Origin of the sequence: Rhizobium sp. JAB6, assembly GCF_003024605.1 — a bacterium.
Taxonomy (GTDB): Bacteria; Pseudomonadota; Alphaproteobacteria; order Rhizobiales; family Rhizobiaceae; genus Rhizobium.
In genome coordinates, this window is the sequence record NZ_PYJQ01000001.1 from 610678 (window position 1) to 636155 (window position 25478).

A 25478-nucleotide genomic window follows, 5' to 3' on the forward strand; every position below is an offset into this window, starting at 1 on the left:
AATAGCGAACGGCAACGTCCGGACTTCGACCTTGCTTCGAAGCTTTTCGCGATGATCGCTTTTTCGTTCTCTCAGACAGCTTCACGCAAGGCCCGCCACCTACTCTCAGTCGTATGAAGGATAACGAGGATTCCAGATGAGGAATTTCGGCAGCAGAGAGACTGCGTTTGCGGAAGTGAGTGCAGAGGCAGCCCGCTTCAGCGCCGCTTTTGGCGGCGGCCTTAATGTGACACGGGTTTCCTGCGGGAATCGTCCGTCCGTTGCCGATGACGATCTGGTCTATTTCGCCGGCCTTGCTCCGACAGGCTATTCCGACACTTGCAGTGCGTCTTCGGCTGATCTGTCGCGCTAAAACGAATAGGGTATCGAGTCAGTCATGTCGCTTACAACAGCTCTCAACAACGCGCAGGCAATATTCAACAATACCGGCACGCAGAGCAGCGTCGTGTCGAACAATATCGCCAACGCCAACAATACGAACTATTCACGGCGCCAGGCAATGTTGACCACCGACATGGCCGGCGCTCAGGTGGTGCAGATCTCGCGCAGCAGCGAACCTGCGCTTCAGAAGGCCTATCTCAGTTCGACGTCGTCGGATTCGGCGCAGCAGCTGCTGCTGAACGCCTACAGCAATCTTCAGTCGGCAACGATCGGCGGCAACGACAACGAAATTGCGCCGGCGACCTATCTGTCCGCATTTCAGGATGCGATGCAGAATTACGCCGGGTCGCCATCGAATGCCACGGCGGCCCAATCCGCGATCAATGCGGCTCAGAGCCTGGCTACATCTCTCAACAATGCCACGACGGCTGTACAGGGCGCCCGCGCCGATGCCGACAAGCAGATCAGCTCCGACGTCGACACGCTGAATAGCCTTCTGAAGCAGTTCCAGACGGCCAACGAGGCGGTAAAATCGGCCACGGCGGCCGCCAATCCCACGTCTAGTGCCCTTGCCGACGCGATGGACCAGCGCGATTCGATCCTGAACCAGATCTCAAAGATCGTCGGCGTCACGACGGTGACGCGCGGCAACAATGACATGGCGCTCTATACCACCAGCGGAACGACCCTGTTCGAGACTATTCCGCGCACGGTGACGTTTCAGCCGACCCCGACGTATACGGCCACCACTCCCGTCCCCGGCAACAGCGTCTATATCGACGGCGTTGCGCTGACCCCCGGCCAGGGTGCGAATACGACGGCGCAGGGCACTCTTCAGGCGGCGCTTCAGATCCGCGATGATGTCGCGCCGACCTACCAGAAGCAGCTCGACGAAATCGCCCGAGGATTGGTGAGCGTCTTTGCGGAAACAAACAGCGATCCTTCGAAGCCGACATTACCTGGCCTTTTTACCTGGAGCGGCGGCAGTGTTCCTGCCAGTGGTACCGCGGTCACCGGCTTGGCCGGTTCGATCGCCGTTAATTCGAAATTAATCACATCCCAAGGTGGCGATCCGTCGTTGCTGCGAGACGGTGGTATCAACAATGCCGGGACTGAGACCGGCTATACGAAGAATACCAGCGGCGGCAGCGGCTATTCCACACAGCTCGATGCTTTCATTACGGCAATGAACGCAAAGATGGCGTTCGATCCTACCGCAGGCTCCAGCACCAATGCCAGCCTCATGGATTATTCAGCCAGCTCCATTGGCTGGTTGGAAGGCCAGCGCAGCGCGGCGACGACCGCGGCGGAAAATACGTCCGCCGCTCTCTCGCGCTCCTCGGGCGCCTATTCGAATGCGACCGGCGTCAGCCTCGATGAAGAGCTGACGCTGATGATGGATATCGAGCAGTCCTACAAGGCTGGGACGAAGATACTGAACACCGTCAACCAGATGCTTCAAGCTGTCCTGGATCTTGCGAGCTAAACCATGAAACTCTCTTTCATTTCGAGCACAGCCATTCAGAATGCCATGCGCCAGACGATCCGTCAGGCACAGAATGAGATGACGAGCGCCTCCACGGAGGCGACCACCGGCGTTTACGCCGATATCGGTGTTTCGCTCGGCGGCAGCACGTCGCTCAATGTAAACCTGACGCGGGAGGTGTCGCGTATCGACTCCATCCTCAGCAGCAATTCCATTGCCAACCAGAGGATGACGACCTCGCAGACCGCCCTGACCGGCATGGGCACGCAGGCGCAGAAGCTGATGGACCAGCTGGTGGCACTGAGCGGCAACACCGACGGCAGCAGCGTCGCCTTGGCGCAGCAGGCGGCCTCATCGACCCTGTCGAACGTTATCGCTTCCGCCAACACCATGGTCAATGGCGAGTACCTTTTTGCCGGGACGAATACCGATGTCCAGCCGATGACCGATCAGTCCGCGACAACGAACGGGAACATTCAGTCGGCGCTGACGACCTACATGTCCACGAAAGGGGTAACCGCATCGACCATATCGGCAGACCAGATAACGGATTTCATCAAGACCCAGGTCGAGCCGATGTTCACGTCCGACGCCAGCTGGTCGAGCTGGTCGAGTGCATCCGATCAGAATATGACCAGCCGCATCAGCAATTCGGAAGTCATCGAAACCTCGACGAATGCGAACTCGTCCGGCATCCGGTATCTGGCATTGGCGACCAGCGTGACCAATGCGCTCATGGGCACGCCTCCCGGCCTCAATCAAAGCGCCGTGAATGCCGTCACGAAGCAGGCCATCAGCTATACGCGTCAGTCTGTTGACGGGTTGAACAGCCAGGCAAGCCAGCTCGGCCTGTCGCAGTCGCGCCTGTCGGACGCGAATACGACGCTCAATGCCCAGAAGACCATTCTCAACACCAGCATTGGTGACCTGACCGGAGTCGATCCCTATGAGGCGTCGACCAAGGTCAACAGTCTCCAGACGCAGCTCCAAACGGCTTATACTATTGTTTCCAAGATCCAGCAGCTAAGCCTTGTAAATTACCTTTGATGATCAAAGGGATGTAATGACCAGGAAGGATGCATGAATGTATCAGTTCTCATATGCGGAAGTCATGCAGGATGCTGTGGCCGACGCCAAGGAACGAGAACGCCAAGTTCTGGACCGGTCGATAGCTCTTCTCTCCGCGGCCCGTGATGCGGAAAAATACGGTCGTGAGGCGATCGAGGCACTCTTCTATACGCGCCGCGTATGGGTGAGCTTCGTCGACGACCTGAAAAGCCCGGAGAACCAGCTCAATGTCGAACTGCGGGCCAACCTTATCTCGATCGCCATTTGGATTTTGAAGGAATGCGATCGAATTCGGCTGCGCCAGTCGGAAAATTATCAAGGCATCATAGATGTCACCACCATCATCAGGGATGGACTTAAATGAAAAGTACGCTTCGCATATCGCTCAAAGCCGGGGAAAAGATCTTTATCAATGGGGCCGTCCTGCGTGTCGATCGCAAGGTTGCCCTGGAATTCCTGAATGATGTGACGTTCCTGCTCGAAAACCACGTGCTTCAGCCCGAGGACGCGACGACGCCTCTGCGTCAGCTCTATTTCATCGCGCAGATGATCCTTATCAATCCGGAGGGCAAGGAGCAGTCGACGGCTATGTTCCGCAAGTCGATCGTCATGCTACTGTCGTGCTTCCACAATGAGGAAGTGCTTGCCGAGCTCAAGCGCATCGACGGCCTTGTCTCCACCGGCCGCGCCTTTGACGCGCTGAAGGCGATCCGCAGCTTGTACCCGATCGAGGACCATATTCTGAACAGCCAGGAAATGCCGGCGGCAACGATCGAGCACATCCGCCGGGAGATCGCTCCATGGCAGCGGTAGACAGCGTCGGCAGCAGCACCGGCACGAACTCTTCGAGCACCGCCAACAATGCTGCCGCCGCATCCGCAAAGGCTACGTTGAACTATAACGATTTCCTGCAGCTCCTCATCGCGCAGATGAAGAACCAGGATCCGACCAGTCCGATGGATGCCACCCAGCAGATTTCCCAGCTGGCGAGCTTCTCCCAGGTCGAGCAGCAGATCCAGACGAACTCGCATCTGGAAACCGTGCTGCAGAACCAGTGGATCTCGCAGGCCTCCGATTATATCGGCAAGCAGATCATGAGCGCCGACGGCAAGACCACCGGCACGATCAAGCAGGTAAGCGTCTATACGGACGGTATCATTGCCGAAACCAATGCCGGCGACAAGATTCTGATTCAGGCCGGCGTGACGATCGCTCCGGCGGGCACGACCATTGATACCTCGCCCACGTCGAGCGATAGTAGCAGCAGTGATTCGTCATCGAATACGAATCAGACCAGCGGCACATGACGTGCCGCTGAACCGGGAGTGGACAGGTCATGAATGAAGCCGATGCATTGGATATTTTCCAGGCTGCGATCTGGACCGTGCTTGTGGCTTCCGGTCCGGCTGTCGCCGCCGCTATGGTCGTCGGTCTGGTCATCGCTCTGATCCAGGCGCTGACGCAGGTGCAGGAGGCTACCTTGACCTTCGTGCCGAAGATCGTCGCCGTCATGGTCACGATCGGCATTTCGGCGCCATTCGTCGGCGCACAGATTTCGATCTTCACCAATCTCGTCTTCTCGCGCATTCAATCGGGTTTCTGACATAGATCCGCAGGCGGCTACGGCCTCGGGATCGCGGGAATCCATGGCAACGGCCATGCTCGCGCAAGCTTCGGCCTTTAGAGATCGGTTCCACCAGAGCATTTCCAGGAAAAGTGCGTAGCGGTTTTCCGTCCGGAATGCGTAGGGAACAAGAAGACAGAGCGTTTTCGCGATTCGAAGAAAAACGGAAATGCTCTAGGGCAGGCGGTGCAGCCGTCTGCCTCCTCTCATGAAGAGACGGAACCGGTCGATGGCACAACCACCCGCAATAGCCCTTCCCAAAGCCAATCCCAGCATTCGCGATATCGGGTTCGCCCTTGGTATCATGGTCATCCTGTGCGTGCTGTTCCTGCCGATCCCACCGTTTCTGATCGACCTTGGACTGGCCTTCTCGATCGCCCTTTCCGTCCTGATCCTCATGGTGGCGCTCTGGATTAAGAAGCCGCTGGAATTTTCGTCGTTCCCGACGATCCTGCTGATCGCCACGATGACGCGTCTGGCGCTGAACATCGCCACCACCCGCGTCATCCTTTCGCATGGTTATGAAGGGCACGATGCCGCCGGCGGCGTCATCGCCGGTTTTTCCAGCCTCGTCATGTCGGGCGATTTCGTCATCGGCCTGATCGTCTTCCTGATCCTCATCACCATCAACTTCATCGTCATCACCAAGGGCGCGACGCGTATCGCCGAAGTCGGCGCCCGCTTTACGTTGGACGCCATCCCCGGCAAGCAGATGGCGATCGACGCCGACCTTTCAGCCGGCCTGATAGACGAGAAGGAGGCGCAGCGCCGCCGCCGCGAACTGGAAGAGGAAAGCTCCTTCTTCGGCGCGATGGACGGTGCCTCGAAATTCGTGCGCGGCGATGCGGTCGCCGGCCTTCTGATCACCTGCATCAATGTCTTCGGCGGCATCATTATCGGCTATTTCCGTCACGGCATGCCGATCGGCCAGGCTGCGGACGTTTTCGTGAAGCTCTCCGTCGGCGACGGTCTGGTGTCGCAGATGCCGGCCCTCATCGTCTCTCTTGCTGCCGGCCTCCTCGTTTCGCGTGGCGGCACGTCCGGTTCCACCGATCAGGCCGTGGTCAATCAGCTGAGCGGCTATCCGCGTGCGCTCGCCGTCTCGGCAGTCCTCATGGGCATCCTGGCGATCATGCCCGGCATGCCCTTCCTCCCCTTCGTTTTCCTAGGGGGCCTGATGGCGGCCGGCGCCTGGTTCATTCCGCGCCAGATCGAAGCCGAAAACAAGCTTCGCCGCGATGCCGAAGAGCAGAAGGTGATGCAGACGAAGGAAATGGAAAAGGATTCGGTCAAGTCGGTTCTGAAGACTGCGGAGATCGAACTGGCGCTCGGCAAGATCGTCTCGACCCGCCTGCTCGGCGCCCACCAGGAACTGGCTTTCCGCGTCGGCAAAATGCGCAAGAAGTTCGCGACGCAATACGGCTTCGTCGTGCCGGAGATCAAGGTGATCGACGATATGGCGATTGCCGACAAGTCGTATCAGATCCGAATCCACGGCACGACGATCGCCTCCAACATGCTGCGCGTCGGTGAAGTGCTCGTGGTCACCGGTTCCGGCCGCAAGCCGACCGTGCCGGGCGACGAGATCCGCGAACCCGCTTTCGGCATGCCGGCCTTCTCTGTCCTCGAAGCCTTCGCCGAGGATCTGAAGCGCGAGGGCTTCCAGCCGATCGACAATGTCTCCGTCGTGCTCACCCATATGAGCGAGGTTATCCGCAACAACCTGCCGGCGCTGCTGTCCTATAAGGACGTGAAGGTCCTGATCGAGCGCCTCGATCCGGAATACAAGAAGCTCGCCGACGAAATCTGCTCGTCGCATATGTCCTATTCCGGTTTGCAGGCGGTACTGAAGCTGCTGCTTGCCGAGCGTGTCTCGATTCGCAACCTGCACCTCATCCTCGAAGCCGTTGCGGAGCTGGCGCCGCATGTGCGCAAGACCGAGCAGATCGTCGAGCATGTGCGCGTGCGTATGGCGCAGCAGCTCTGCGGTGATCTCGCCGACAACGGCGTGCTGCGCGTCCTGCGCCTCGGCAGCAAATGGGACCTCATCTTCCATCAGGCGCTGAAGCGTGACCAGAAGGGCGAAGTCGTCGAATTCGACATCGACCCCCGCAGCCTGGAAGAGTTCAGCGAGCAGGCGGGCAAAGTTATCCGTGAATACATGGACCGGGGCATGCCCTTCGTTCTTGTCACGTCGCCGGAAACGCGCTCCTATGTGCGCATGATCATCGAACGTCTGTTCGCGACGCTTCCCGTCCTGTCGCATGTGGAACTGGCCAAGGGGATCGAGATCAAGATTCTAGGTTCGATTTCATGATATCAGATCCCCAGGGGACCATTCTGGCGCTGTTCGTCGCCTTCTGCCGCATCGGCGGCTGCATGATGGTCCTTCCGGGATTTTCTTCGGGCCGTGTTCCCCCGCAGATCAGGCTGCTGCTTTCCGCGGCTCTGACGATGGCGATCCTGCCGTTGCTCTGGAATACGATCTATCCGCAGGTGTCGAAAGGCAATGCGAGCTATATCGGCCTCATCTTCACCGAAGCCGTCATCGGATTGATGTATGGGATGATGGCCCGCATCTATACGCTGGGCCTGCAGTTTACCGGCACGGTCATATCGATGCTGATCGGCTTCAACGCGCCAGGCGGCGCCGATATCATCGAGGAATCGAGCGAGACGTCGCTCACCAGCCTCATCAGCTTTTGCGGGCTGATGATCCTCTTTATTCTGGATTTTCATCACTATGTTCTGCAGGCGCTGGTCGATTCCTATACGGTCATTCCCTTCGGGGGGCATATCGAGCCGCGTGCCGCGCTGATCTCCATCACCGACACGCTGGCAACGACCTTCTTCATCATGCTGCGATTGGCAAGCCCTTTCCTGCTTTACGGCCTGATGTTCCAGATATCGATCGGTTTCATCAACAAGCTGGCTCCGCAGATCCCGATCTATTTCATTTCCACGCCCTATCTGCTGATGGGAGGGCTGTTCATGCTCTATCTCAGCATTGCGGCGTTGGTCAGTCAGTTTTCTAATGCGTTCCTAACCGTCTTCAATGGGCATTAGCCGTATACGGGACAAGGGCGGACAATGATTCGAGCGCAGCCGGCACAAGGTAACCGGCGGGCAGGGAGCGATGGCGGAGAAAAACCGGTCTGAAAAACTGAAACGCCTGGTCGCCGTGCAGCGCCATCTGGAACGGATGGCGGAAAACGAACTGGCCGACACCACCCGCCAGCGCTCCGAAGTCACCGAATCGATGGAGCGGGTCATGGTTGCGATCGGCTCGGACGATCCCGTTCACATGGCATTCTCGATCCATTATGCCGAGCGCTACGGCCGCCTGATGATACGGGACCAGCAGCTGGAAAGCATCCAGACACTCATTCAGATGAAGGTCCAGCAGGAGCGCACCAAGGCCGACAGGCTGGAAGAGCACATGAAGGATGCCCGCGAGCTGGAGGCGCGTGAGGCGGACGACAATGCCGTCTACGACGTCATCGATCAGCGCTTCGCCGGCGCAACGCCAGCCTCCAGCAAGGTTCAAAAACCATAATCCACACGATCATGGAGCAGGATTCGCGGCGTTGGTTTGCCAATCCGTTCCGACAGTTTGATTCGACATGCCCTGGCACGAGCGCCGAGCCGCTCGTTTTCAGCGTATGCGAGAGCAGAAGGAGACGTGACATGGCTATTTCGCCTCCGAGTGATTTGGTCCTTGATGTCGTCAAGGCCGCCAATCCCGCCGATGTCGAGGCCGCGCAGGCCAAGCTTGCCGCCAACCGCGCCGCTTTTGCCGCCACCAGCCTCGCCGAAAATGGCAACGGCTTCGGCGCGACGGTGGATGCGATGAACAGCGCCGCCACCCAGGCAGGCCTTGGCAATGCCAATACGCATATGGCCGGGACCAAGGTCCCGCAGGCCTATCGCAACTTCGAGTCCATGGTGCTGCAGAACTTCGTGAAGAACATGTTGCCGAGCAGCGAGACGCTCTACGGCAAAGGCTCTGCGGGCGAGATCTGGAAGGGCATGATGGCCGAGCAGCTGGGCGACACCATCTCTAAGAACGGTGGCGTGGGCATCGCCGAAAAAATGTACAAGGAACAGGTCGATAAGATGCGCAATACCGGCGCCATCCACACAGCGACCGACGAGAACGACAAGAAATTGGCGCTCAGCGCGATTACCGATTTTCAGCGCAAGACGCTGGCCGCTGCCAATGCCGACAACGACGGCAACACCAGCATCACCAACCAGAATTCGTTGACGTCCCAGAAAGCATGAGCGAGGTAACAAACATGGAAATGATGTCGCAGGACTATCGGATCAAGTCTGTCCTTGGCCGCCTGGAGATGATTATCGACAATGAGAACAACCGAATCGGCACCGACCCGGAATTCGATCTCAAGGTATCGAACGCACATAAGAGCCGCTGCCTCTACGAGTTGTCCATGCTCTTTCGCGATACCGATCCGGCCGATCTCGCAGCCGCCCATGTCGAGCAGCTGCATGATCTGAAGAAGAAGCTGGTTCTGAACGCCCGCCGTGTCGAGGCGCATCTGGAGGCCGTGCGTGCCGTCGCCGACATTTTGAAGAATGCCGTGCAGAATGCCGATGGGGACGGCACCTATTCGCAGGAGCAATTCCGCGTCCGTGAGGCTGGATGATCAAGCTCGTTATCACCGGCCTGTGGGTCTGCGCCGTGACATTGGCCTCGGTCTATTTTTCGGTGCAGGTGGCGACGGCGCCCGCGATCAGCCCTGACGATGCCAAGAAGGCGCAGCAGGAGCTCGTCAAGGGCGAGTCGATCAATGTACCCGTTATCGCCAACGGTCAGGTGACCGGCTATTTCCTGACGCGCATCTCCTTCATGGTGGAGAAGGGCAAGGCGAATGCTCTGCAGATCCCGCTGCCGGAATTGACGACCGACGAACTCTTTTCCTTGCTGATCGGCAACAAGGCGATCGATATCGCTCATGCGCAGAATTTCGATATCGCCGCCTTCCGCAGCGATCTGAAAAAACGGATGAACGAGCGGCTTGGCGGTGATTACGTCGCCGACGTGCTGATCGAACAGCTCGACTATCTTTCCAAGGAAGAGACCCACGGCGGGGAAAGCGTGGGCAAGAGAACGGTCAAGCCCATCAAGATCGTGCAGGACGCGGCAAAGGACAAAGTGCCGGTCGAGTAATATGTCCTGGCCGCAAGTGGGTCGATCGCGATTGACGTAAGTATTTCTTACGTTTGAGAACATGCCTAATAAATTCCTGATGGATTCCAGCAAATCCGTCCTTCCTTCCTAACGGAAAGTTGGATTTGTCTTGCTATAAATATTTCCAAGCCATGCCTTCCAGTCGCCGCACCCATGAATGGTGCGGGGCATGAGCCCTATATGTCCCGGCATCATGCGCTTTGACGATGCCGGGCAGGAGGTTGTTGGATTGAACCAGGTAGCCGACTTTGCCGTCGTCGCGTCACGCCGCATGATTTTCGATCTGCCGGTGTGCGATCTCGATTGGGATGACGCGCTGACCTTCGTCAACGAACTCGCTTGCCTGCCGGTCGGACAGACGTCGATCTCCTTCGTCAACGCTCACAACATGCTCGTGATGCTGCGCGATGTAACCTACCGCCATGTTCTCGAGCGCAATCTGGTGCTTCCCGATGGCGTCGGCCTCGACATCGCCTCGCGCGTTGCGCATGGCGAACCCTTCCCCGCCAATCTGAACGGTACGGATTTCGTCCCCGCGCTGCTGACATTCATGGAGCGGCCGAAACGGATCGGCCTCCTGGGGGGCAAGCGCTCCGTCGTCGAAAAGGCAGCTGAGAAATTTCGCCAGCATGCTCCGTGGCACCAGTTCGTGATCGTATCGGATGGCTTCTTCGACCCGGCCCGCAGCAGCGCCGTGACTGCCGAAATCAGCCGCCAGAAGATCGATGTGCTGATCGTCGGCATGGGCACGCCGCTGCAGGAAAAATGGGTCGCCGAACATATCGGCCCACAGCACGCCCGTCTTGTCCTGACTGTTGGCGCTTTGTTCGATTTCGTTTCGGAGACGGTGCCGCGGGCGCCGAGGCTCGTGCGCGCGATGCGCGGCGAATGGCTCTTCCGCCTGGTGTTGGAGCCCGGCAGACTCTGGCGGCGCTACATGCTGGGCATACCGTTGTTCCTCTACCAGGTTGTGAGGCATCAGTTCGGCCGCAAGGAGCGCGTCCTTCGTGCAGAGCCGCTTCCGCTGCCGCAGCGGCGCATCGTCTCGCCGGACAAACTGGCAAGTTAGGGTCGGACTACCTCCTCGACGATCCGGCTCAGTAGCGACCGGCTTCCCGGTCGCAAACGGCGAAGTCGAAGGCCTTATCCGCTCTGCCGCTATTAGTCGCGACCCGCAGCATCCGGATCAACGTCGTAAGCCCGAGAAGTTGGGAAGCTCCAAGAGGCCGAGACGAGTTATTTTTTGCCCAGATGTAGGCTTGACCGACCCTCATTCGTCATGAAGGTGTGACCTCAATCGATCGGTCACGGAGAACGCAAATGACCAAGGTCGCTTTCAATATCAGCATGTCACTCGATGGTTTCATTACAGCAGGAAACCAGACCAGGGAGGAACCACTCGGCAAGAACGGCGAATTTCTTCACGAATGGTTCTTCAACAGCGGTGCAGAGGGCGATGCATATGTACAGCGCCTCATCGGCAATATTGGCAGCGTGATCTGCGGGCGGAAATGCTATGACGACTCGATTCCATACTGGGACGAGAACGGGCCGACGGGGTCGTTAAAGCTGCCGCTTTTTGTCGTCACCCACCGACCATTACTCGCCTCGCACAGCACTGGGATCTATCACGCGGCTGGGACAATTGCCGACGCAGTGAAGCAGGCGAAGTCGGCGGCCAGAGGCAAGGATGTGAGCCTCATGGGCGGAGCTGACGTCTTTCGCCAAGCACTGGCCGGCGGGCTTGTCGACGAGATCGAGTTGCATATCGTGCCGGTGCTCTTTGGGGCTGGGACTCGCCTGTTCGACACGCTGCCCAATCAGATCAAGCTTGAGCCCACCAGCATGCTCGACACGCCGCTCGCTCGGCATATCGCTTACCGCATCGTGAAGTAAGCGAACGCAACCAGCCCTGTCTGATCGGGACGTAGGCCAACGGACGCTCCCGCGGCGGACTGACGATCAGAATCCATGCCCTGACCGAGGCCCTCTGCCGGCTGATTACATTCCTGTTGACGGGCAGCCAAGTCGCTGATCGTACTGGCCGCTTTGGATCTGCTCGAAAGTCTGCCGAGGTGTTGGATCCTGTACACCGCCGAAGGCTACGACACCGACCCCATTCGCCGCATCCCGACACGCTAAGGCGGTCGCGCAGCCACGTTTCTCGCCGCCGTCCAAATCGCGGCGACGTCGTCTAATGGTTATGAGTCCGGAACCAGGTATTTGCGGGTTTGGCGTTAACTCTTTCTTTGGCATGAAATTTTAGAGTGGGTTAACCATTTGCATTGGTCTCGGACCATGCGCGCGAGATAGCCCGCTATGTTTGAAAGCAAAGCCAGGACCGGATTTCATCCTAACGATGCGCAAACCCCTGAGGTTTCGCGGCGCGCCGGCACACGTGCCTCTCCCTATGGCGACGACGACGGTTTTGGTAGTGCAGCCGATCTGCGCGCCGCCAATGCCGACGATCCGCGTGATGTGGCATTACGTGCCATCTTGCGCAGACGGTTGAATGGCGACCCCTATCCGGTGTCCGGCCGCGAAAGATCGCAGGAGAGTGGGCCAGCGGCCGCACAGGCTGAAAATATCTCGCATGTCCACCATGCGGAACGCCGCCGGCTGCTGGAGCAAGCATCGGAGCCTACACCCGATTTGCTGGATTTCGTGCCCGATCTGCTTGAAGGCATGCCGGAGCTTCCACCACGGACCGCCTCCACTCCGGTAGCCGTTGAACATATATTTCGGGGCGGACGCTGGTCCCTCAGTCTCCGTGCGCTCTGCTTCGTTGCCGCCACAGCGCTGATGGGTGCGGCCATTCCCATCCTGCTTGCGCCGCCGCCGCGCTATGTCTCGCAGGCGGTGCTCCACGCGGAAGGCGAGGGCCGCGGGCGTCAGGCTCTGTTGGATGTTGCGGCGAAGCGTGTCGTCGCTCCGTCCGTATTGTCCGACGTCGTCGCCAGGATGAAGCTTGACCGCGATCCGGAATTTACCGGCAGCCGGGCAGGTGCCCTCGGCGTGGCCGTCGAGCTGCTTTCCGGCAGCGGCAACGCGTCCGACGCGCCGTCGCGTGCGCAGACAACGCTGCGCAAAGACGTGGCCGTCGATATCGATAATCAGACGGGTCTGCTGCGCCTGGCCGTCACGTCGGGCGATCCAGCCAGATCGGCCGATATCGCCAACCGGCTTGTGATTGCAACCCTCTATGATCCGGCTGTTGCGAAGGCGGCCGGTACGTCGCTCGGAGGCGAAACGGCGGACGACCGCAGCCGCAAGGAACTCGATCGCGCCTCCGCCGCCCTTGCCGAATTCAAGGCGCGTTATGGCGAAGACAGGATCGCTGCGACGGAAGCGTTGCGGCGGCAGCGTCAGCAGTTGGATGTGCAGATAAAGGCAGCCGATCTGGCGGTACGCAACGCCAGGGCCCGTCTCGCAGCTGTCAAATTGGCAACGCCGGCATCGGTGCTTAGCGGCGCATTGTCGGGTGATCTTTCGTCGCCGGCACTTGATGACGTGCGCAGCCGCTACAACGCCGCCAAGTCACAATTGACGCAGCTTTCGGTGCAGCTTGGCCCGCGTCATCCCCGCCTGCTGGCGCAACAGGCAACGGTCGATGATCTTGCGGCCAACATGCGCAGCCAGCTGCAGCGGCTGGCGGTCAGCAGCGAGGCGGACGTGAAAGCGGCTCTGGAAAAGCAGACCGCTCTGTCGGCACAAATGACGGCCGCAAGTCAGACGGCGAGCGATGTCGACCTCGCTCGCCTTGGGCAGCTGCAGGATGCCGTAACGGCGGCGCAGGCTCGCTACGAGGCCGATCAGCAGAATGCTGGCATGGCGATTTCCGAAGTCAGGCCGCCGCTAACGGTATTGTCTCAGGCCGTCGCGGCCGCCGCACCGTTGGACAACCGGCTCGTGAGCAATCAGGTTGTCGGTTTTCTCGCAGGCCTCGGCCTGGCACTTTGCGTCGTATTCCTGCGCAAATGGCTGACGGGTGCCGCGCCGGCGGAAGAACAGGCAGACGACCAAAGCATCGGGCCGGCAGCCCAAGTTTTAGGCCGTGAGGACGATCCGGAGCCTCCGTTATTGCCCGTGATCGCGCCTGAACCATCGGCTGCTCTCATCGATGATGCGGACCGGCTCGATATCGCCGACGAGTGGGGCCGCATCCGGCAGGAGCTCGCATCGCTGCGTGCCAAAGTCGAAACCTACGCAGTGCGCAGGCATCCGGACCGCGCCTGATCGTCTCATCCTTTTCTCTTGCAATTACCGCTTTCAGACACCATAGGGCGTTTGCAGGCAATTCCATCGGAGAGATGGCCTGTAGATTGCCAGCGAATTCATGATCGGGAGACGAGCGTGACGACAGTGATCGACGGGAAACAAGCGGCGGCTTCGGTGATCGAGGCCGTGAAGGCTGCGGCGGCGGGACTTGAGAAAGAGGCCGGTGTGAAGACCGGGCTTGCGGTCGTCATCGTCGGTGACGATCCGGCCAGCCACACCTATGTCGGCGCCAAGGGCCGCATGGCCAAGGAATGTGGCTTCAACTCCATCCAGCACACGCTGCCGGCAGAGACGACTCAAGAAGAGCTGGCCAAGCTCGTGGCTTCGCTGAACGAAGACCCGTCCATCCATGGCATCCTCGTACAGCTGCCGCTGCCGAAACATCTCAATTCCGATGCGATCATCCAGTCGATCAAGCCGGAGAAGGATGTCGATGGCCTCCATGTCGTCAATGCCGGCAAGCTGGCGACCGGCGATCTCGAAACCGGCCTGATTTCCTGCACGCCGGCCGGCGCCATGCTGCTGGTACGCCGGGTGCATGGCGAGGACCTGTCGGGTCTGAATGCCGTCGTCATCGGCCGCTCCAACCTGTTCGGCAAGCCGATGGCGCAATTGCTGCTTTCGGCCAATGCGACCGTCACGACAGCCCATTCGCGGACGAAGGATCTCGCCTCGGTAGCGCGCGGCGCCGATATTCTGGTAGCGGCCGTCGGCCGTCCGGAGATGGTCAAGGCCAACTGGATCAAGCCCGGAGCGACCGTTATCGATGTCGGCATCAACCGCATCGATGCCCCGGAGCGGGGCGAAGGCAAGAGCCGGCTGGTTGGCGATGTCGCCTATGCTGAAGCCTCTGAAGTTGCCGCAGCGATCACTCCGGTCCCGGGTGGTGTCGGTCCGATGACGATCGCCATGCTGATGGCCAATACCGTCATCGCGGCCCATCGCGCCGCGGGTCAGAAGCCGCCGAAATTCTAAACCGATATCAGTCGGCCGGCGCAACGCCGGTCGATGCGCGCACGATCAATTCGGCCTTCCACAATTCCTGCGCAGGAAATGTTTCCATTTGCTTGATTTCGCCGATCAGCCGCTCGGCGATGCGCACGCCGGCTGCGCGCAGCGATGAGCGCGTGGTCGTCAGCGGCACGGTGAAGTTTTCCGGCTTGAGCAAGGTCAGCACGTCGTCGTGGGCGATCATCGAGATGTCCTCGCCAAGCCTGAGCTTTGCCTGATTGATGGCGCGAACGGCGCCGAGCGCCAGCACGGTACTGGAGCAGAGCACTGCGGTCGGGCGCTTGTCCTTCTCCATTTGCAGGATGCGCTCCATGGCCAATAAGCCTTGTTCATCCGTCATCGGCGTATGGCTGACACAGGCTTCGTCAAGCGCCAGGCCACGCTCGGCTAGGGCCGCATCCATGCCGTTCTTCCGGCGAATGGCGAAATCGAAATAGATCGGGCCGTTCAAGAGGGCGAAGCGCCGGTGTCCGAGTTGCAGCAGCAGCTTCGTGGCGTCGTAGAAGGCGGCTTCATTGTCGATGTCGAGGAAGGGGTAGTCGGGTTCGGAGCCTATGGAGCGTCCATGCACGAGGAAGGGCATGGATAGCGACTTCAGCATCTCCAGGCGCGGATCGTGGCCGCGCATGTAATTGACGAAGAGGGCATCGACATTGCCGCTGGCCGCCAATCGTCTGAGGGCGCCCACTTCATCATTCGGATCCGCGGGCGTCAGGACGAAATGGAAATCGTGCCGCAAGGCCTCTTCTCCCAGTCCTGTCAGGAACTCGCTGAAATGCACGTCCGAGGAATTGCCGGGCGAGGTCGGCATCACCAGCCCGATCGAGCCGGCCTTGCCCGTCGCAAGTCTTTGGGCTGCCTTGTTGGGTCGATAGCCGGTTTCCCGAACCGCTTTGAGAACGCGCTCGCGAGTTTCGCGATTGACCTCCGGATATCCGTTCAATGCCCGGCTGACTGTCGTCTGCGACAGCCCGAGCATTTGCGATAGCTGTTTCAGATTCACGGTATTCCAGCTCCTCCCACTGCATGCCGCCAAGATGCCGAGACAACCTCCCGAAAAGCCCCGGGCTTTCAAAGCGCTTTCAATTATGTAACAGGAGAAATGCGTGAGACAAGATAATTAGGAAAAAATCGACACCTATTCTGTGCTGCAGCGCGAGAATTACCATGTATATCGGCCGCAAACTGAAAATCGCTTGACTTTAACCCGCGCTCAATGGATGAGAGAGATAGCCAAAGCGCTTTGAGGAATGGGGCGCATAGCACGAGATCGTGTTTGGGCTCATGGGTTTCGTTATTTGGGAGGACAACGCATGAAAAAGATGTTTTTGATGACCGTTGCTGCCGCTGCTCTGGTGGCTGGTACCGCAATGGCGGCGGATCTGAAGTTCCAGCCCGGCCAGGACTCCAAGTTCAACTGGAAGAGCTATGACGACTTCAAGGCGGCGCATGCCGACCTGAAGGGCGAGACGCTGACCATCTTCGGTCCCTGGCGCGGCGAAGACGAAGCGCTCTTTACCAGTGTCCTGAACTACTTCACCGAAGCGACCGGCGTGAACGCCAAATATTCGTCCTCGGAAAATTACGAGCAGCAGATCGTCATCGACACGCAGGCGGGCTCGCCTCCGAACGTCGCCATTCTCCCGCAGCCGGGCCTGCTTGCGAACCTTGCCAGCAAGGGCTACCTGACGCCGCTTGGCGACGATCTCGCAAGCTGGGTCAAGACCAATTACGGTGCCGGCGACAGCTGGGTCGGCTACGGCACCTATAAGGGCAAGGACGGCAAGGATGCCTTCTATGCCTTTCCCTACAAGGCCGACCTGAAATCGCTGGTCTGGTACGTGCCCGAGAATTTCGAGGAAGCGGGCTACAAGGTTCCGACGACCATGGAGGACCTGATCAAGCTCTCCGACCAGATCGTCAAGGACGGCGGCACCCCCTGGTGCATCGGCCTTGGTTCTGGCGGCGCGACCGGCTGGCCTGCAACCGACTGGGTCGAAGATCTGATGCTGCGTCTGAACACGCCGGAGGATTACGATCACTGGGTCGATAACTCGCTGAAGTTCAACGATCTGAAGGTCGTTGCCGCGATCGAGGAATTCGGCAAGTTCGCAAAGAACCCGAAATATGTTGCCGGCGGCGTTGCGGCCGTTGCCTCGACCGACTTCCGCGACAGCCCGAAGGGTCTCTTTACGGTTCCGCCGAAATGCTACCTGCACAAGCAGGCATCCTTCATCCCATCCTTCTTCCCGGAAGGCACGAAGCTTGGCCAGGATGCGGACTTCTTCTACTTCCCGCCCTTTGCTTCGCATCCTGAGCTCGGCAAGCCGGTCGAAGGCGCTGGCACCCTCGCGGCCATCACTAAGGATTCGAAGGCTGCCCGTGCCTTCGTCCAGTTCCTGCAGACACCGATCGCCCAGGAAATTTGGATGGCTCAGTCCGGTTTCCTGACTCCGTACAAGGGTGTCAATACCGCAGCCTACGCCAATGACACTCTGCGCAAGGAAGGCGAAATCCTGACCACGGCCACGACCTTCCGCTTCGACGGGTCCGACCTGATGCCGGGTAAGATCGGTGCAGGCTCGTTCTGGACGGGTATGGTGGATTTCGTCGGCGGCAAGTCTGCTCAGGATGTAGCCGACGGTATCCAGAAGTCCTGGGACGCCATCAAGTAAGACATCATAGCCCCAGCGCCGCCGGTCAAACCCGGCGGCGCCATACTGCATTATAACGACGCGCCCTTCAGTGCGGCCGATGCCCGACTGATGGATAAAAGCAGAGAATTCGGGGAGGGAAGGGATGTTTTCGCAGATCGTGTCGGCAATTGGCGCCATGATATTCGGCGTTGCCATTTGCGCCGCTTATTTCTGGTTCTCCAACAGGTTTCTGGACTTGATTTTCCCGGCGCGGGAGGGTGACGACGTCCATCGGGCGGCCGTCAATCTTCGCCGCCGTGGTCTCATCCGCCCCTGGCTGTTCCTCGGGCCGGCACTGTTGCTGCTTGTCGTCTATCTAGTCTATCCCGTCGTCGCGACCTTCATCCTGTCCTTCTACGGGCCTGATGGCGGCAAGTTCGTCGGCGGCGCCAATTATCTCTGGGCCCTCAACGACACCGAATTCCGCCAGTCGATCTTCAACAACATTCTTTGGCTCGCCGTCGTGCCGGCGGCCTGCACCTTCTTCGGCCTTGTCATCGCCGTCATGACCGACCGCATCTGGTGGGGCAACATCGCCAAGGCGGTCATCTTCATGCCGATGGCGATCTCCTTCGTCGGCGCTTCCGTCATCTGGAAGTTCATCTATGAATATCGAGGCGGCACGGATACACAGATCGGCCTCCTGAACGCGATCGTCCAGCTGTTCGGCGGCACGCCGGAGGTCTGGATCACCATTCCGTTCTGGAACAATTTCTTCCTGATGGTGATGCTGATCTGGATCCAGACCGGCTTTGCCATGGTTATCCTCTCGGCTGCTCTGCGCGGCATTCCGGAAGAAACCATCGAGGCCGCCGTCATCGACGGCGCCAATGGCTGGCAGATCTTCTGGAAGATCATGGTGCCACAGGTCTGGGGCACGATCGCCACGGTGTGGACCACCATCACCATCCTCGTCCTCAAGGTGTTCGACATCGTTCTCACCATGACCAATGGCCAATGGAACACGATGGTGCTCGCCAACCTCATGTTCAACTGGATGTTCCGTGGCGGCGGCGACAGCGGCCGGAGCGCCGTCATCGCGCTCGTCATCATGGTCGCGGTCACGCCGATCATGATCTGGAACATCCGCCGCGCAAATGCTGAGACGAAGGGGCGCTGACATGATTGGAAATCTCGGCCGTATCGGCCCCGCCCGCATTTTCGTGCACGCAGCGGTGCTGCTCATCGTCATTCTCTGGCTGTTGCCGACGCTCGGCATCTTCGTCACTGCCCTGCGCGAGCGGGACCAGATCGTCGCCTCCGGCTGGTGGACGGCCTTTGCGGGTTCCTCGCGAACGACGGCCGCCCGTCTCGATGGCCCGGACAAGGCAAAGCAGGATGGTGCGAATTTTGTCATTGCAGGTACGCTCAATGTGGAAGGCGGCGGCAAGATCCAGTCTTTCGGTCTGCGCGTGCAGGAGCCCGCAGCCTATAAGGCAGGCTCGCCAGCGGACCTGGAGAATGGCGAGACGCTGACGATCAATTCCGATGGCAGCTACCGCTACCAGAAGAACGGCCCGTTTGGGGCGGATGCGCGGGCCAAGCGCGTCTATTTGACCGTCGCCACGCCGCCGCAGTTTACGCTCGCGAACTATCGCAACGTGTTGGGCGGCGAAGGTATCGGCCAGTCCTTCATCAATTCGCTGACGGTAACGATCCCCGCAACCGTCATTCCGATCCTGATCGCCGCCTTTGCGGCCTATGCGCTGGCCTGGATGGAATTTCCCGGGCGGGCGATCCTGATCGCGCTCGTCGTTGGCCTGATCGTCGTGCCGTTGCAGATGTCGCTGATCCCGCTTCTGCGCATCTACAACGAGATCGGTCAGATGTTCGGCGTGCCGTCGAAGACCTATCCCGGTATCTGGCTGGCGCACACGGCCTTCGGCCTGCCGCTCGCCATCTATCTCCTCCGTAACTACATTGCCGGCCTGCCCAAGGAAATCATCGAATCCGCCCGGGTCGACGGCGCCAGCGATTTCGATATCTTCGTCAAGATCATCCTGCCGCTGTCTTTCCCGGCGCTGGCCTCCTTCGCGATCTTCCAGTTCCTCTGGGTGTGGAACGACCTTCTGATCGCCATGGTCTTCCTCGGCACCGACAAGGATCACCTCGTGCTCACGGCCGCCCTGAACGCGCTGCTCGGTTCGCGCGGCGGCAATTGGGAAATCCTGACCGCATCGGCCTTCGTCACCATCCTTATTCCGCTCCTCGTCTTCTTCGGTCTGCAGCGCTATCTCGTGCGCGGTCTGCTCGCCGGGTCGGTGAAGGGGGGCTGATCCAAAATCATATTATCCAGACAGGACCCATTCAGCATGAGCTTTGCCTCTCAATCGGCTTTGGAAGTTGACAAGGACTGGTGGCGTGGCGCGGTGATCTATCAGATCTATCCGCGTTCCTATCAGGACTCCAACGGTGACGGCATCGGCGACCTCAAGGGCATCGCCGTCCGTCTGCCGCATGTCGCAGCGCTCGGCGTCGATGCGATCTGGATTTCGCCCTTCTTTACCTCGCCAATGCGCGATTTCGGCTACGACGTCTCCAATTACGAGGACGTCGACCCGATCTTCGGCTCGCTCGCCGATTTCGATGCCATGGTGACGGAAGCCCACCGCCTTGGCATCAAGGTGATGATCGACCTGGTGCTGTCGCACAGCTCCGATCGCCATCCCTGGTTCGTCGAAAGCCGTTCGAGCAGGGATAACCCGAAAGCCGATTGGTATGTCTGGGCTGACGCCAAACCCGACGGTACGCCGCCCAACAACTGGCTGTCGATCTTTGGCGGCTCCGCCTGGGCGTGGGATCCGACGCGCATGCAATATTACCTGCACAACTTCCTGACCTCGCAGCCGGATATGAACCTGCATAATCCGGAGGTGCAGGACCGCTTGCTTGACGTCGTACGCTTCTGGCTCGACCGCGGCGTCGACGGCTTCCGTCTCGACACCATCAACTTCTATTTCCACGACAAGCAATTGCGCGACAACCCGGCGCTGGAGCCTTCGCGCCGCAACGCGTCTACGGCACCGGCCGTCAATCCCTATAACTTTCAGGAGCATCTCTACGACAAGAACCGGCCGGAAAACCTCGAGTTCCTGAAGCGTTTCCGTGCCGTGCTCGACGAATATCCGGCGATTGCCGCCGTCGGCGAAGTCGGCGACAGCCAGCGCGGCCTCGAAATCGTCGGCGAATACACCTCCGGCGGCGACAAGATGCACATGTGCTATGCCTTCGAATTTCTCGCGCCGGACGCCCTGTCGCCGGAGCGCATCGAAGAGGTCATGAACGATTTTGATGCAGCAGCTCCGGAAGGCTGGGCCTGCTGGGCCTTCTCCAATCATGACGTCGTGCGCCATGTCAGCCGCTGGGGTAATCTCGTTGCCGACCGCGATGCTTTTGCCAAGCTTTACGCGGCGCTGCTGCTGACCCTGCGCGGTTCCGTCTGCCTCTATCAGGGCGAGGAACTGGCACTCACCGAAGCCGATCTTGCCTATCAGGATTTGCAGGATCCCTACGGCATCCAGTTCTGGCCGGAATTCAAGGGCCGCGACGGTTGCCGCACCCCGATGGTCTGGGACAGCCAGGTGGCGCAGGGCGGTTTTTCCACCGTCAAGCCCTGGCTGCCGGTGCCGGTCGAACACATCCTGCGCGCCGTCAGCGTCCAGCAAGGCGACGAGCATTCGGTGCTGGAGCAATATCGCCGCTTCCTCGCCTTCCGAAAGCAGCATCCGGCCTTCGCCAAGGGCGAAATCGCCTTTTCGGAGCCGCAGGGCGACGTGCTGATCTATACTCGCACCTATGCTGGCGAGACCATTCTCTGCGTCTTCAACATGAGCCCGGTCGAAACGCTGGCGACCCTGCCTGGCGGCAATTGGCAGGCGTTGACGGGACACGGCTTTACCAGCAACAACTACGGCAGCAAGATCGATATTCCGGCCTGGGGCGCCTACTTCGCGCGTCTTGCCTGAGCCTTTGGGAGGAGGAAGCATAATGACGGGACTTGTTCTGAAGGATATCAAGAAATCCTACGGCAGCGTGCACGTGCTGCACGGGATCGATCTGGAGATCAACGAAGGCGAGTTCATCGTCTTCGTCGGCCCTTCCGGCTGCGGCAAGTCCACTCTACTCAGGATGATTGCCGGGCTGGAGAGCATCACGGCCGGGGATATGATGATCGCCGGCCAGAAGGTGAACGAGGTGCCGCCGTCGCGGCGCGGCATCGCCATGGTCTTCCAGTCCTATGCGCTCTATCCGCATATGACCGTCTACGACAACATGGCTTTCGGCATGCGCATCGCCGGCGAAAGCAAGCAGGAAATCGACCGTCGTGTGCGTGCGGCGGCCGCGAGCCTCCAGCTGACCCAATATCTGGAGCGCCTGCCGAAGGCGCTTTCGGGCGGTCAGCGCCAGCGCGTCGCCATCGGCCGCGCCATCTGCCGAAACCCGAAGGTCTTCCTGTTCGACGAACCGCTCTCCAACCTCGATGCCGCCCTGCGCGTCGCGACCCGCATCGAGATCGCCAAGCTCAACGATGCCATGCCCGAAACGACGATGATCTACGTCACCCACGATCAGGTGGAAGCCATGACGCTGGCCGACCGTATCGTGGTGCTGTCGGCGGGCCGCGTCGAGCAGGTCGGCGCTCCGCTCGAACTCTACGAGCGCCCGGCCAATCTGTTCGTCGCCAAGTTCATCGGCTCGCCGGCCATGAACATCATTCCGGCAACGGTAACCGAAACCGGCGCTACGACCACCGTGACGCTGGCGGGCGGCAAGGCGGTAACCCTCGACGTGCCGACGGAGGCTTCCGAGAAGGGCAAGACCGCGAGCTTCGGCGTGCGTCCGGAAGATCTGCGTCTCGCGACCGGCGACGACTATCTCTTCGAAGGCGAAGTCTCGATCGTCGAGGCGCTGGGTGAGGTGACGCAGCTCTATATCGAAGGCCTGGTCGATGGCGAGCCGATCATCGTCAAGATCCCCGGCATCGCCGATATCCACCGCGGCCAGAAGATGCGCTTCGCGGCCGACAGGCAGAAGCTGCATCTCTTTGACGCCGCTGGTCATTCCTATCGAAAGTAGCGCCTTAGAAGATCGCGCCGATTCAAGCAAAGGTGAATGACAAAATTCCTCTTGGACCGGCGCGCTCAAACCTTCTGTTAAAGACCGGCTGATAGTCTCACCATCCTAATATACCTCAGGGATCTACGAAGATGGCCCCGTTCGGCAGAACCAATTCAGGTCAGCATTTCCTCAATAAGGAAGAATCCTTCATGTATGACCGCGAAGCGCGGTTTCGCATGGAAGACACGATGAACGCGGCACGCCTCGAATACACCGAAAAGGGCGTGATGAATCTTGCGTCCCGTCGTTGCGATATTATCCGTATATCGCAGAGCAGCGCGGTTCTCGCGATCCTCACCCAGTATAATCTGCCGAAGCAATTCTACCTGGATATCCCCGACGCGCGCATCAGCAAGATCGGCTGCGTGCTGATGAAAGTCTTCTCCAACAACACAGTCGAAGTTCGCTTCCTGCGTCTTCTCACGGAGAAGGAGATGAACAAGATCTTCGTCTACAGCACGCATCCGGCTCACAAGAACCGCGTGCTCGATATCCGCGCCTGATTGGCCGGCATACAAACGGGTATAGCGATCCACGCGGCGGACGGTTCAGATTTCCGTCCGCCATTTTTCGAGCGCATGCTCAAGATACTTGACCAGCGGCAGCGATGCCGCCTTGCCGAAATCCCGCGGGTTCTCTCAGTGCCGGAACAGGACGCTTGCGCCCTGATCCGCCGGTCCTGCGGCGTGGCGGAAGGGAGCAAAGAGTTCGCGGCCCATGCCGAACTCGTTTTCCGAGAGATCGGCCACGACCGGCTCGCGCTCCGCCATATCGGCGGCATCGACGAGGACTTCCAGCGTGCCGGCGATCGCATCGATGCGGATGATGTCGCCTTCACGAATGCGTGCGATCGGGCCGCCGTCGACGGCTTCCGGCGTCACATGGATAGCGGCCGGAACCTTGCCCGATGCGCCCGACATGCGGCCGTCGGTCAGGAGCGCCACGCGGAAACCGCGATCCTGCAGCACGCCGAGCGCCGGCGTCAGCTTGTGCAGCTCGGGCATGCCGTTGGCCTTCGGTCCCTGGAAGCGGACGACGGCGACGAAATCGCGGTTCAGCTTGCCGTCCTTGAAGGCCTGCTGCATTTCCAGCTGGTCATGGAAGATCACGGCCGGCGCTTCGATGATGTGGCGTTCCGGTTTGACGGCGGAAATCTTGATGACTGCCTTGCCGATATTGCCACGCAGCATCTTTAGGCCGCCATTGCTCTGGAACGGTGTATCGATGCTTGCCAGCACCTTCGGGTCGTGGCTTTTGTCCGGGGCGGGCTCGCGCACCACATTGCCGTCGGCGCCGAGCTTGACGTCGATGGAGTAGCTCTCGAGACCCTGGCCGTAGACGGTGCGGACATCGTCGTGCAGCAGCCCCTTCTTCAGAAGTTCCTTGATGAGGAAGCCCATGCCGCCGGCGGCGTGGAAATGGTTCACGTCGGCAAGCCCGTTCGGATAGACACGGGCGAGCAGCGGGATGATGTCGGACAGCTCGGAAATATCCTGCCAGGTGAGCACGATGCCGGCCGCGCGCGCCATGGCGACGATGTGCATCGTATGGTTCGTCGAGCCGCCGGTCGCATGCAGGCCGACGACGCCGTTGACGATCGAGCGCTCGTCGATCATCTCGCCGGCCGGCGTGAATTCATTGCCCATGGCGGTGATTGCGAGCGCGCGCTTGGTCGCCTCGCGCGTCAAGGCCTCGCGTAGCGGCGTGCCGGGATTGATGAAGGAGGCGCCCGGCATGTGGAAGCCCATGATCTCCATCAGCATCTGGTTGGAATTGGCCGTGCCGTAGAAGGTGCAGGTGCCGGGGCCGTGATAGGATTTCGATTCCGCCTCGAGAAGTTCGGCGCGTCCGACCTTGCCCTCGGCATAGAGCTGGCGCACGCGCGACTTCTCGTCGTTCGGCAGCCCCGAGGTCATCGGTCCGGCCGGGATGAAGACGGCAGGCAGATGGCCGAAGGAGAGGGCGGCAATGACGAGGCCGGGAACGATCTTGTCGCAGACGCCGAGGAAGACGGCCGCATCGAACATGTTGTGCGACAGGCCAACGGCTGCCGACATGGCAATCAGGTCGCGCGAGAAGAGCGAGAGCTCCATGCCCGGCTGTCCCTGCGTGACACCGTCGCACATGGCCGGCACGCCGCCGGCAACCTGGGCGACGCCGCCCGCTTCGGCCGCCGCCTGGCGGATGATGGCGGGATAGGTCTCGAAAGGCTGATGCGCCGAGAGCATGTCGTTATAGGAGGTGATGATCCCGAGATTGGGCACCTGGTCCCCCGCCAGCGCATCTTTTTCGGAGGGAGAACAGATGGCGAAGCCATGCGCAAGGTTGGCGCAGCCGAGCACGGAGCGTTGCGCTCCCTTGCTCGCGGCATTGCGTAGGCGGTCCAGATAGCGCTCGCGCGTCGGCTTCGAGCGCTCGACGATGCGTGCGGTAATCGCTGATATGCGGGCGTCAGCGGCCATGGTCGATCTGCCTCCGTCTGTTCTGCGCAATGCCCTTGATATCCGTTCGCTAGGGGCGCGGCGCGAGGTCCAAAAGTCAATGCTTTGCCGCTGCGCCCGCAGCGGGCACATGGCGCAGCACAGGTTGCTGTGTCTGTCAGGG

General features: G+C 60.0%; 25 protein-coding genes. 23 read left to right on the top strand and 2 right to left on the bottom strand.

Annotated features, from left to right (window positions below; genetic code table 11):
• The first annotated feature begins 136 nt into the window (after window positions 1-136).
• From C7U61_RS03010 to folD, 17 genes are all read left to right on the top strand, one after another.
• A complete protein-coding gene (locus tag C7U61_RS03010; protein WP_106996630.1) occupies window positions 137-352 on the top strand; it encodes a hypothetical protein in 216 nt (71 codons plus the stop codon).
• A gap of 24 nt (window positions 353-376) precedes the next feature.
• On the top strand, window positions 377-1867 hold the full coding sequence (gene flgK / locus C7U61_RS03015; RefSeq protein WP_106996631.1) for a flagellar hook-associated protein FlgK: 1491 nt from the start codon (window positions 377-379) through the stop codon (window positions 1865-1867).
• A gap of 3 nt (window positions 1868-1870) precedes the next feature.
• Window positions 1871-2914 carry a flagellar hook-associated family protein gene (locus C7U61_RS03020; RefSeq protein ID WP_106996632.1) on the top strand — a complete coding sequence of 348 codons (1044 nt, stop codon included), beginning with the start codon at window positions 1871-1873 and terminating at the stop codon, window positions 2912-2914.
• Between the two features lie 37 nt (window positions 2915-2951).
• Window positions 2952-3299, top strand: a complete 348-nt coding sequence (flaF, locus tag C7U61_RS03025) for a flagellar biosynthesis regulator FlaF (RefSeq protein ID WP_106996633.1) — start codon at window positions 2952-2954, stop codon at window positions 3297-3299.
• Window positions 3296-3748: a flagellar biosynthesis repressor FlbT gene (flbT, locus tag C7U61_RS03030; RefSeq protein ID WP_106996634.1), complete on the top strand. Its 453-nt coding sequence runs from the start codon at window positions 3296-3298 to the stop codon at window positions 3746-3748. The genes flaF and flbT overlap by 4 nt, the downstream gene beginning before the upstream one ends.
• Window positions 3736-4242, top strand: a complete 507-nt coding sequence (gene flgD / locus C7U61_RS03035; protein WP_106996635.1) for a flagellar hook assembly protein FlgD — start codon at window positions 3736-3738, stop codon at window positions 4240-4242. Before flbT ends, flgD begins: the two co-directional genes overlap by 13 nt.
• Before the next feature lie 29 nt (window positions 4243-4271).
• Window positions 4272-4538, top strand: coding sequence for a flagellar biosynthesis protein FliQ (gene fliQ / locus C7U61_RS03040; RefSeq protein WP_106996636.1), 267 nt, complete (start codon window positions 4272-4274; stop codon window positions 4536-4538).
• Window positions 4539-4788: 250 nt separating this feature from the next.
• Window positions 4789-6876, top strand: a complete 2088-nt coding sequence (gene flhA, locus C7U61_RS03045) for a flagellar biosynthesis protein FlhA (RefSeq protein ID WP_106996637.1) — start codon at window positions 4789-4791, stop codon at window positions 6874-6876.
• Window positions 6873-7625, top strand: coding sequence for a flagellar biosynthetic protein FliR (fliR, locus tag C7U61_RS03050; protein WP_106996638.1), 753 nt, complete (start codon window positions 6873-6875; stop codon window positions 7623-7625). Before flhA ends, fliR begins: the two co-directional genes overlap by 4 nt.
• Before the next feature lie 70 nt (window positions 7626-7695).
• On the top strand, window positions 7696-8115 hold the full coding sequence (locus C7U61_RS03055; protein ID WP_106996639.1) for a hypothetical protein: 420 nt from the start codon (window positions 7696-7698) through the stop codon (window positions 8113-8115).
• Window positions 8116-8246: 131 nt separating this feature from the next.
• Window positions 8247-8843, top strand: coding sequence for a rod-binding protein (locus tag C7U61_RS03060; RefSeq protein ID WP_106996640.1), 597 nt, complete (start codon window positions 8247-8249; stop codon window positions 8841-8843).
• A gap of 14 nt (window positions 8844-8857) precedes the next feature.
• Window positions 8858-9226, top strand: a complete 369-nt coding sequence (locus C7U61_RS03065; RefSeq protein ID WP_106996641.1) for a hypothetical protein — start codon at window positions 8858-8860, stop codon at window positions 9224-9226.
• On the top strand, window positions 9223-9750 hold the full coding sequence (locus tag C7U61_RS03070) for a hypothetical protein (RefSeq protein WP_106996642.1): 528 nt from the start codon (window positions 9223-9225) through the stop codon (window positions 9748-9750). The genes C7U61_RS03065 and C7U61_RS03070 overlap by 4 nt, the downstream gene beginning before the upstream one ends.
• A 250-nt stretch (window positions 9751-10000) precedes the next feature.
• A complete protein-coding gene (locus C7U61_RS03075) occupies window positions 10001-10840 on the top strand; it encodes a WecB/TagA/CpsF family glycosyltransferase (protein ID WP_106996922.1) in 840 nt (279 codons plus the stop codon).
• A 251-nt stretch (window positions 10841-11091) separates the two neighbouring features.
• Window positions 11092-11667, top strand: coding sequence for a dihydrofolate reductase family protein (locus C7U61_RS03080; RefSeq protein ID WP_106996643.1), 576 nt, complete (start codon window positions 11092-11094; stop codon window positions 11665-11667).
• Window positions 11668-12090: 423 nt separating this feature from the next.
• A complete protein-coding gene (locus tag C7U61_RS03085) occupies window positions 12091-14007 on the top strand; it encodes a succinoglycan biosynthesis transport protein (protein ID WP_106996644.1) in 1917 nt (638 codons plus the stop codon).
• A 117-nt stretch (window positions 14008-14124) separates the two neighbouring features.
• On the top strand, window positions 14125-15024 hold the full coding sequence (gene folD, locus C7U61_RS03090) for a bifunctional methylenetetrahydrofolate dehydrogenase/methenyltetrahydrofolate cyclohydrolase FolD (protein WP_106996645.1): 900 nt from the start codon (window positions 14125-14127) through the stop codon (window positions 15022-15024).
• A 7-nt stretch (window positions 15025-15031) separates the two neighbouring features.
• On the opposite strand, the gene C7U61_RS03095 is transcribed toward folD, so the two are convergent.
• Entirely contained in the window at window positions 15032-16063 is a 1032-nt protein-coding gene (locus C7U61_RS03095; RefSeq protein WP_106996646.1) for a substrate-binding domain-containing protein, read from the bottom strand.
• A gap of 310 nt (window positions 16064-16373) precedes the next feature.
• Here C7U61_RS03095 and C7U61_RS03100 point away from each other — a divergent pair, with 310 nt between their 5' ends.
• From C7U61_RS03100 to C7U61_RS03125, 6 genes are all read left to right on the top strand, one after another.
• Window positions 16374-17735, top strand: coding sequence for an ABC transporter substrate-binding protein (locus C7U61_RS03100; protein ID WP_106996647.1), 1362 nt, complete (start codon window positions 16374-16376; stop codon window positions 17733-17735).
• 124 nt (window positions 17736-17859) lie between these two features.
• The gene (locus tag C7U61_RS03105; protein WP_106996648.1) at window positions 17860-18876 is read left to right on the top strand and encodes a sugar ABC transporter permease; all 1017 of its coding nucleotides are present in this window, start codon (window positions 17860-17862) and stop codon (window positions 18874-18876) included.
• Window position 18877: 1 nt separating this feature from the next.
• Window positions 18878-20032: a carbohydrate ABC transporter permease gene (locus C7U61_RS03110; protein ID WP_106996649.1), complete on the top strand. Its 1155-nt coding sequence runs from the start codon at window positions 18878-18880 to the stop codon at window positions 20030-20032.
• 36 nt (window positions 20033-20068) lie between these two features.
• The gene (locus C7U61_RS03115) at window positions 20069-21721 is read left to right on the top strand and encodes an alpha-glucosidase family protein (protein WP_106996650.1); all 1653 of its coding nucleotides are present in this window, start codon (window positions 20069-20071) and stop codon (window positions 21719-21721) included.
• A gap of 22 nt (window positions 21722-21743) precedes the next feature.
• Entirely contained in the window at window positions 21744-22832 is a 1089-nt protein-coding gene (gene ugpC, locus C7U61_RS03120; RefSeq protein WP_106996651.1) for a sn-glycerol-3-phosphate ABC transporter ATP-binding protein UgpC, read from the top strand.
• Between the two features lie 191 nt (window positions 22833-23023).
• Window positions 23024-23377: a hypothetical protein gene (locus C7U61_RS03125; protein WP_106996923.1), complete on the top strand. Its 354-nt coding sequence runs from the start codon at window positions 23024-23026 to the stop codon at window positions 23375-23377.
• A gap of 135 nt (window positions 23378-23512) precedes the next feature.
• Here the strand turns inward: C7U61_RS03125 and edd are convergent, their stop codons facing one another.
• On the bottom strand, window positions 23513-25336 hold the full coding sequence (edd, locus tag C7U61_RS03130) for a phosphogluconate dehydratase (RefSeq protein WP_106996652.1): 1824 nt from the start codon (window positions 25334-25336) through the stop codon (window positions 23513-23515).
• Window positions 25337-25478 lie beyond the last annotated feature (142 nt).

What these genes read in the sequence shown, in the direction of transcription:
- C7U61_RS03010 (WP_106996630.1), top strand. Translation starts at nt 137, where the DNA reads ATGAGGAATTTCGGCAGCAGAGAGACTGCGTTTGCGGAAGTGAGTGCA.
- flgK (WP_106996631.1), top strand. Translation starts at nt 377, where the DNA reads ATGTCGCTTACAACAGCTCTCAACAACGCGCAGGCAATATTCAACAAT.
- C7U61_RS03020 (WP_106996632.1), top strand. Translation starts at nt 1,871, where the DNA reads ATGAAACTCTCTTTCATTTCGAGCACAGCCATTCAGAATGCCATGCGC.
- flaF (WP_106996633.1), top strand. Translation starts at nt 2,952, where the DNA reads ATGTATCAGTTCTCATATGCGGAAGTCATGCAGGATGCTGTGGCCGAC.
- flbT (WP_106996634.1), top strand. Translation starts at nt 3,296, where the DNA reads ATGAAAAGTACGCTTCGCATATCGCTCAAAGCCGGGGAAAAGATCTTT.
- flgD (WP_106996635.1), top strand. Translation starts at nt 3,736, where the DNA reads ATGGCAGCGGTAGACAGCGTCGGCAGCAGCACCGGCACGAACTCTTCG.
- fliQ (WP_106996636.1), top strand. Translation starts at nt 4,272, where the DNA reads ATGAATGAAGCCGATGCATTGGATATTTTCCAGGCTGCGATCTGGACC.
- flhA (WP_106996637.1), top strand. Translation starts at nt 4,789, where the DNA reads ATGGCACAACCACCCGCAATAGCCCTTCCCAAAGCCAATCCCAGCATT.
- fliR (WP_106996638.1), top strand. Translation starts at nt 6,873, where the DNA reads ATGATATCAGATCCCCAGGGGACCATTCTGGCGCTGTTCGTCGCCTTC.
- C7U61_RS03055 (WP_106996639.1), top strand. Translation starts at nt 7,696, where the DNA reads ATGGCGGAGAAAAACCGGTCTGAAAAACTGAAACGCCTGGTCGCCGTG.
- C7U61_RS03060 (WP_106996640.1), top strand. Translation starts at nt 8,247, where the DNA reads ATGGCTATTTCGCCTCCGAGTGATTTGGTCCTTGATGTCGTCAAGGCC.
- C7U61_RS03065 (WP_106996641.1), top strand. Translation starts at nt 8,858, where the DNA reads ATGGAAATGATGTCGCAGGACTATCGGATCAAGTCTGTCCTTGGCCGC.
- C7U61_RS03070 (WP_106996642.1), top strand. Translation starts at nt 9,223, where the DNA reads ATGATCAAGCTCGTTATCACCGGCCTGTGGGTCTGCGCCGTGACATTG.
- C7U61_RS03080 (WP_106996643.1), top strand. Translation starts at nt 11,092, where the DNA reads ATGACCAAGGTCGCTTTCAATATCAGCATGTCACTCGATGGTTTCATT.
- C7U61_RS03085 (WP_106996644.1), top strand. Translation starts at nt 12,091, where the DNA reads ATGTTTGAAAGCAAAGCCAGGACCGGATTTCATCCTAACGATGCGCAA.
- C7U61_RS03100 (WP_106996647.1), top strand. Translation starts at nt 16,374, where the DNA reads ATGAAAAAGATGTTTTTGATGACCGTTGCTGCCGCTGCTCTGGTGGCT.
- C7U61_RS03105 (WP_106996648.1), top strand. Translation starts at nt 17,860, where the DNA reads ATGTTTTCGCAGATCGTGTCGGCAATTGGCGCCATGATATTCGGCGTT.
- C7U61_RS03110 (WP_106996649.1), top strand. Translation starts at nt 18,878, where the DNA reads ATGATTGGAAATCTCGGCCGTATCGGCCCCGCCCGCATTTTCGTGCAC.
- C7U61_RS03115 (WP_106996650.1), top strand. Translation starts at nt 20,069, where the DNA reads ATGAGCTTTGCCTCTCAATCGGCTTTGGAAGTTGACAAGGACTGGTGG.
- ugpC (WP_106996651.1), top strand. Translation starts at nt 21,744, where the DNA reads ATGACGGGACTTGTTCTGAAGGATATCAAGAAATCCTACGGCAGCGTG.
- C7U61_RS03125 (WP_106996923.1), top strand. Translation starts at nt 23,024, where the DNA reads ATGTATGACCGCGAAGCGCGGTTTCGCATGGAAGACACGATGAACGCG.
- edd (WP_106996652.1), bottom strand. Translation starts at nt 25,336, where the DNA reads ATGGCCGCTGACGCCCGCATATCAGCGATTACCGCACGCATCGTCGAG.